The sequence below is a fragment of the Bacteroidia bacterium genome (assembly GCA_019695265.1).
Taxonomy (GTDB): Bacteria; Bacteroidota; Bacteroidia; order JAIBAJ01; family JAIBAJ01; genus JAIBAJ01.
Genome location: JAIBAJ010000160.1, coordinates 1 through 5,498, shown reverse-complemented (window position 1 = coordinate 5,498; position 5,498 = coordinate 1). Strand labels below are relative to the sequence as shown.

At 39.9% G+C, this 5,498-nt stretch carries 5 protein-coding genes; 2 read left to right on the top strand and 3 right to left on the bottom strand.

The features are described 5' to 3' along the window. Positions 1-307: 307 nt before the first annotated feature. The 3 genes from K1X82_14635 to K1X82_14625 all read right to left on the bottom strand — a co-directional run bounded on the left by K1X82_14635 (position 308) and on the right by K1X82_14625 (position 3,056). Entirely contained in the window at positions 308-979 is a 672-nt protein-coding gene (locus K1X82_14635; GenBank protein MBX7183346.1) for a PorT family protein, read from the bottom strand. 154 nt (positions 980-1,133) lie between these two features. Beyond that, on the bottom strand, positions 1,134-1,868 hold the full coding sequence (gene ubiE / locus K1X82_14630) for a bifunctional demethylmenaquinone methyltransferase/2-methoxy-6-polyprenyl-1,4-benzoquinol methylase UbiE (protein MBX7183345.1): 735 nt from the start codon (positions 1,866-1,868) through the stop codon (positions 1,134-1,136). 3 nt (positions 1,869-1,871) lie between these two features. Beyond that, the gene (locus tag K1X82_14625) at positions 1,872-3,056 is read right to left on the bottom strand and encodes a hypothetical protein (GenBank protein MBX7183344.1); all 1,185 of its coding nucleotides are present in this window, start codon (positions 3,054-3,056) and stop codon (positions 1,872-1,874) included. A gap of 133 nt (positions 3,057-3,189) precedes the next feature. On the opposite strand from K1X82_14625, the gene K1X82_14620 reads away from it, so the two are divergent. Together K1X82_14620 and K1X82_14615 are read left to right on the top strand one after the other, a co-directional pair. Further along, positions 3,190-4,476 (top strand): hypothetical protein, encoded by a 1,287-nt coding sequence (locus K1X82_14620; protein ID MBX7183343.1) that lies wholly within the window; start codon positions 3,190-3,192, stop codon positions 4,474-4,476. A 53-nt stretch (positions 4,477-4,529) separates the two neighbouring features. Then, positions 4,530-5,162, top strand: coding sequence for a DedA family protein (locus tag K1X82_14615; GenBank protein ID MBX7183342.1), 633 nt, complete (start codon positions 4,530-4,532; stop codon positions 5,160-5,162). The last annotated feature ends 336 nt before the right edge of the window (positions 5,163-5,498 follow it).

Sequence of the window (5,498 nt, the reverse complement as noted above, 5' to 3'; positions counted from 1 at the left end):
TCTATCGTTGCCCGAGGTGCAAGCCCGTAATGTTGCCATGTTCTCCTCAGCCTTTTCAAACCCAGACATTGCAATAGTTTGTTCAACTCCCTCACCTACCTAAGGAAATTAGGCTAATTCACTTCTTGAGTAGACTGCTGGGGTTTGTCCGGGTAGGGATAGTAGTGGAAAGCCCACAGACGACCGCGGCGCTAGCCAGGGCGGCGAGGACTTGAAACGAATAGCCCGACCCGAACGCCCATTGAAACAAACCAAAATTTTGCACTGACTATGGTGGGCGGAGGGGACCCGCCAAAACAAAAAAAAACTATTCGAAGTTCAAAGAAAAAATAAACATCTTGGTATTCAATCGGTTAATTGGATTGGAATACACACCACCGTCTTTTACCAAGACATTATTTAGACCATAGTACATTTTAATTTCAGGCGACAATTTGAAGAAATCCAGGTAAAATTCAAAACCAAAGCCAAGTTCAACCCCATAGTCGAATTTGCTCAATTTAATAATATCATTATCCTTCTTTTTATCCTTAATTTTGGAATTGGATCCCATATCCACACCAAAACGCCCACCACCAATCATGTAGGCCCTCCAATTATTAATTCGCTCCGATTTATACTTCACACAAAGCGGAAAATTCATGAGATAACTGGTAATAGGTTTGGTAACCAAATAAGATGAATCGCGGCGACCATTGAGGCTAAAATTCATCTTCCGTTCGACAAATTGGAGAGTTGGAGTAAACCTTAAGTTAAAATGATTTCCGAGGCGCAAATCAGAAATGATACCCAAATCAAATCCGGGTTGAGGTTGTTGTTGAATGGAATAAACCGAATCAAACTGAACTAAATTCTTCTCATAGCGAACGGCGAAACTGGAATAATTAAAGCCAAGTAAAAAGCCAAAATGAATCAATTGCCGGTCGTATTTTGGCAATCGAATAACCTTAGGCCGACCGGTATGCGAAATGGCAGTCATGGTGCCGGACTTGCGGGAGGAAATAGTAGGTCCGTTCCCCTTCTTCTGTCCGAAAATGGAATTGGGGGCTCCCAAAAGTAGAGCTAAAACGAGGCATAATATTCCTAACTGCTTAATCAACAAGGTGTTTCAACTGAAATACAAATTCTTAGTTTCATCCTAACGGCTTTAATCCTACATATATTGTAGCAATTCCAAAGGTTAGAGGATATCTTTCAATGGAAGTGAAGCCGCATTTTTCCATAATTGCTGCAAAATTTTCTCCATCGGGAAAAGCGTTTACGGAATCAGGTAAGTAAGTATATGCCGAGCTATCGTTGGAAAAGAACTTACCTACGGTAGGCAAAATATTTTTAAAGTAGAAATTATAGACCTGTTTATAAGGAAAGGAAGAAGGTTTTGAAAATTCGAGCACAAACAATTTCCCACCCGGTTTGAGCACTCGGGCTAGTTCTGTTAATCCTTGTTCCAGGTTTTCAAAATTTCTAACACCAAAGGCAACAGTTGCCGCATCGAAGGTAAGGTCATTAAACAAAATACGTTCAGAATCGCCATGGAGCAGTTCAATACTACCTTGTAACCCTTTATTAATAACCTTTTTCTTACCTATTTCAAGCATTCCTTCCGACAGATCTACACCTTTGATGGTAACTCCTTTGATTTTGCTAAGTTCCAAGGCCAAATCGGCGGTTCCGGTTGCCATATCGAGCACCAGTTTAGGGTTTGAAACAGACAGGAGTTTAACTACTTTCTTTCTCCACCCTTTATCGATACCAAAAGACAAAATTCGGTTTAAAAAATCGTAGCGATGAGCAATGTTGTCGAACATTTGCTCTACCTGTTTCTTTTTATTGAGGTCAGACTCTTTGTATGGCAGAACAACAGACATGGCTTATTTGCTTGACGGGGCTTTACCTTGGTTGTTATTGGGCCTAGGTTTATTCCGATTTTTATGTTTGCTTTTACTTTTCTTTTGTTTGTCGAAACGGGTGATGCTATCCTGTCCAACCACATTTTGAAAGGTAATTTGAGGTGCTTGGGATTTCTCAGGTTTAGCATTACTCAAGGGTTCAATTTTTGTACCCTTCTTATTGAGTTCTACCATCTCCTTTACTTGAGCAATGGAAAAGGTGTAGTATTGTTCCTGCCCATTTTCATCTTTCATATTAAACACCATGGTGCGTTTAAATATGTCGGACTTAAAGTGGTAAGCCAAACCGGTTTTAGTTTCGAGGCGGATATTTGATTCAGGAAAATCCTTTACAGCATCCATGTAACTATCCAATTCATAGTTAAGGCAACATTTCAACTTTCCGCATTGTCCGGCCAGTTTTTGAGGATTTAAGGATAGTTGTTGGTAACGAGCTGCGGAGGTATTCACTGTTCTAAAATCATTCAACCAGGTTGAGCAGCAAAGTTCACGGCCACAGGAACCAATTCCACCAACACGTCCGGCCTCTTGACGGGTTCCAATTTGCTTCATTTCAATTTTCACCTTAAATTCTTCGGCAAAAACCTTGATAAGCTCTCTGAAATCGACCCGATCATCGGCAGTATAATAGAAAACGGCTTTGGATTTATCTCCTTGAAACTCCACATCACTGATTTTCATATTCAGTTTAAGGCCGGTAGCTAATTGTCTGGCCTTTACCATGGTAGGATGTTCTAATTCCAATGCTTGCTGCCATTTTTCGATATCGGTATCCTTCGCAATACGATAAACCTTTTTAAGATCATCTGATTTAGAATCCAGTCCTTTTCTTTTCATTTGGATTTTAACCAATTCACCGGTCAGGGAAACGGTACCAATATCATGTCCAGATTGCGATTCTACAGCTACTACATCTCCAATTTTTAGCGGGAGATTAGCCGAATTGCGGTAGAATTCCTTGCGAGTATTCTTAAATCGTATTTCAACCACATCATATGGGGCTTGTCCAACAGGCAAACGCATATTAGACAGCCAATCAAAAACATTGAATTTATTGCATCCACCATTTACACCGCAGGATCCGTTGTTGTTGCATCCTGCCGGGGTTCCGGTTCCTCTACCGGTACTACATCCACTACATCCCATAGTTTATCAAACCCTTAGTTGGTTAATTGCATTTTTATGAAGGCGCAAAGGTAGTCAGTATTTAATTTTGAAAGTTAGGAATATGGTGTTAACCGGAAATTAACCTGAAGTTTTTTTTCTTACCTTAGTCACAATGGTAAACCGATTTCATTTTAGCCTGTTTTTCATACTTGCATTGACCTGTTTTGGTGCATGCAAACCGGAAAAAGACCAAACTCCTCCTATACTTTCTATAATAGAGCTAAATTCTGATTCCGGCTATTTTGCCGGCGATACCCTATGGATGAAACTCAAGGTTAGCGATGAAACAAATTTGGTTTGGGTTAAGGCAAATCTAATAAACCAAGGTGAAATCAACCAAAGCTCTGTATCGAAAACCAATTTAGGGGGGAAATTGGTCGAGATAAATTTTGCATTACCTATCCCATTCGGATTAGCCTCAGGAAATTACACCTTGGTACTTACAGCTTTTGATGGCGAAAACGAAACCAATGAATACCGAACTATCAATATTCAATACAAAGAAGCACCAGACACCCATCATGGATTGTATATCCTGGGGCGCAATGGAGATAATTCAGATTTGTTTTTTAGATCTAATCAGGAAATACAACTGGGTTCTTTCCCTTGCGATGCCGGGTTTTTACTCACCCAACCTGGAACCAACTCCTTATACATAGCCGGTTCGGAAGTGCCCAAATTATTTTGCACCAACCTGGACGGACAACTAAAATGGCAAGTAGATTTTACCAGTTTTCCCGGACAATCAAGCATTTTAAGCACATGCCAGGATTCAGGCAATGTTTATATTGGATTACGTGAAGGTTATATTAAGGCATTTTCATCCGATGGTCTGCTGACCCTGCAAATTCCAATTAGTTCAGGGCTCTTACCTATGCAATTAATGATTCATAATGGCTACCTGTTGGCTCATTTAGTTGGAGAGGCAATTCCCAGTATTTTGAAAGTTTATAACATTCAAACCGGTCAGGTTATTTACCAGGCCAACTTTCCTGATTTGATAAAGAGTTTTAGTGTTTTAGATTCGGAAAGGGTCCTTGCCAATTCCATCCAATCATCCACCGGAGAAGGAAAAATTAGTGTTATTTCGCTAAATTCAAATTTCAATTCCATTTCTGAGTTTAATGTTAATCCGGCCCCTAATAAAATGGTGAGCATGGAAGACGGACAAAACTTCATTTGTTCTACATCCAATGGTATTTATCGGTTTACTTACAGTCCCAATAGCTATGTAAGCCTAACAGGCACAGGAAGCTGTGAAGATTTAGTTTACAATCCGAACACTCATCAACTTTTCATCGGAAATGGAAATTTATTGCAGATTCATAACACATTTTCTTCCGGCACATCCACCATAATTAGTTACCATAGTTTTTCTAAACTTTCCTTAATTCCTTAAAAGAAAAGGCCGCACTACTCAAGGAATGCTTAGCTTTGTATCCGATTCATTACATGCTAAGCATTGGGCAATGGTTTAATCCTGAATTTCTACTTCAATACGGAGGCATCAGTCTGTTGTTGTTTATAGTATTTGCAGAGACAGGAGTTTTCTTTTGCTTCTTCTTCCCTGGCGACAGTTTATTATTTACTGCCGGATTATTATGTGGAACATCTTACCTGCCTTATTCCTATTTCACCTTACTCGGGGCCGTATTTGCAGCTGCTACCTTTGGAAGTATATTTGGTTATTTCAGTGGTAAATTTTTAGGAAACTGGTTGCAACGACAGCCAGATACATGGCTTTACCGCAAAGAATATATCGATATAGCTCGGGAATATCACAATAAATATGGTGGAATGGCCTTTGTTATCGGGCGATTTTTACCAATTGTCAGAACCTTTGTACCTATCCTTTCCGGTATTATCCGATTACCTTTTTCGAAATTTATGTTTTGGAATGTAATTGGCTGTTTGTTTTGGGTTCCGGTAATGATATCAGCCGGACATTTTTTGGTAGAGATTTTTCCGGAAATCCAACACCACCTAGAAAAAGTAGTGATTTTCTTGGTTGCAATTACTTCCATTCCCATCATTTTAACCATTCGTAAGGAAAGGAAAAAAAAGAAAGCGGATAACCAATCGTAGGTTAAGACCTTGCCAATTAGGGTTTTCTGAAAAAGTCAATTAGAAGGTTCGACATTTTTTTTAAATACTTGGTATGCGGGCCCCTTCCGCCCAACCGGCTTTTTGCTAAATCCATTTTCACCTGCACGGGCGTTCAGGTCACGCTATCGGCTGTAGTCCTCGGCCCAATAGGCTAGCGCCGTAGTGGTCCTGTGGGCTACTTGCCTCTATCGTTGCCCGAGGTGCAACCTCAACCTTTTACTTCTTTTTCAATGTTTTGGAAGAAATAGTCCAAAAACTAGTTTGAAAATTTCAGGGATAAATGCCGATGCAATTGCTATTCAGGTAAATAATTGC

Coding starts and splice junctions, on each gene's coding strand:
- K1X82_14635 (MBX7183346.1), bottom strand. CDS start 979: ATGACTGCCATTTCGCATACCGGTCGGCCTAAGGTTATTCGATTGCCA.
- K1X82_14620 (MBX7183343.1), top strand. CDS start 3,190: ATGGTAAACCGATTTCATTTTAGCCTGTTTTTCATACTTGCATTGACC.
- K1X82_14615 (MBX7183342.1), top strand. CDS start 4,530: ATGCTAAGCATTGGGCAATGGTTTAATCCTGAATTTCTACTTCAATAC.
- K1X82_14625 (MBX7183344.1), bottom strand. CDS start 3,056: ATGGGATGTAGTGGATGTAGTACCGGTAGAGGAACCGGAACCCCGGCA.
- ubiE (MBX7183345.1), bottom strand. CDS start 1,868: ATGTCTGTTGTTCTGCCATACAAAGAGTCTGACCTCAATAAAAAGAAA.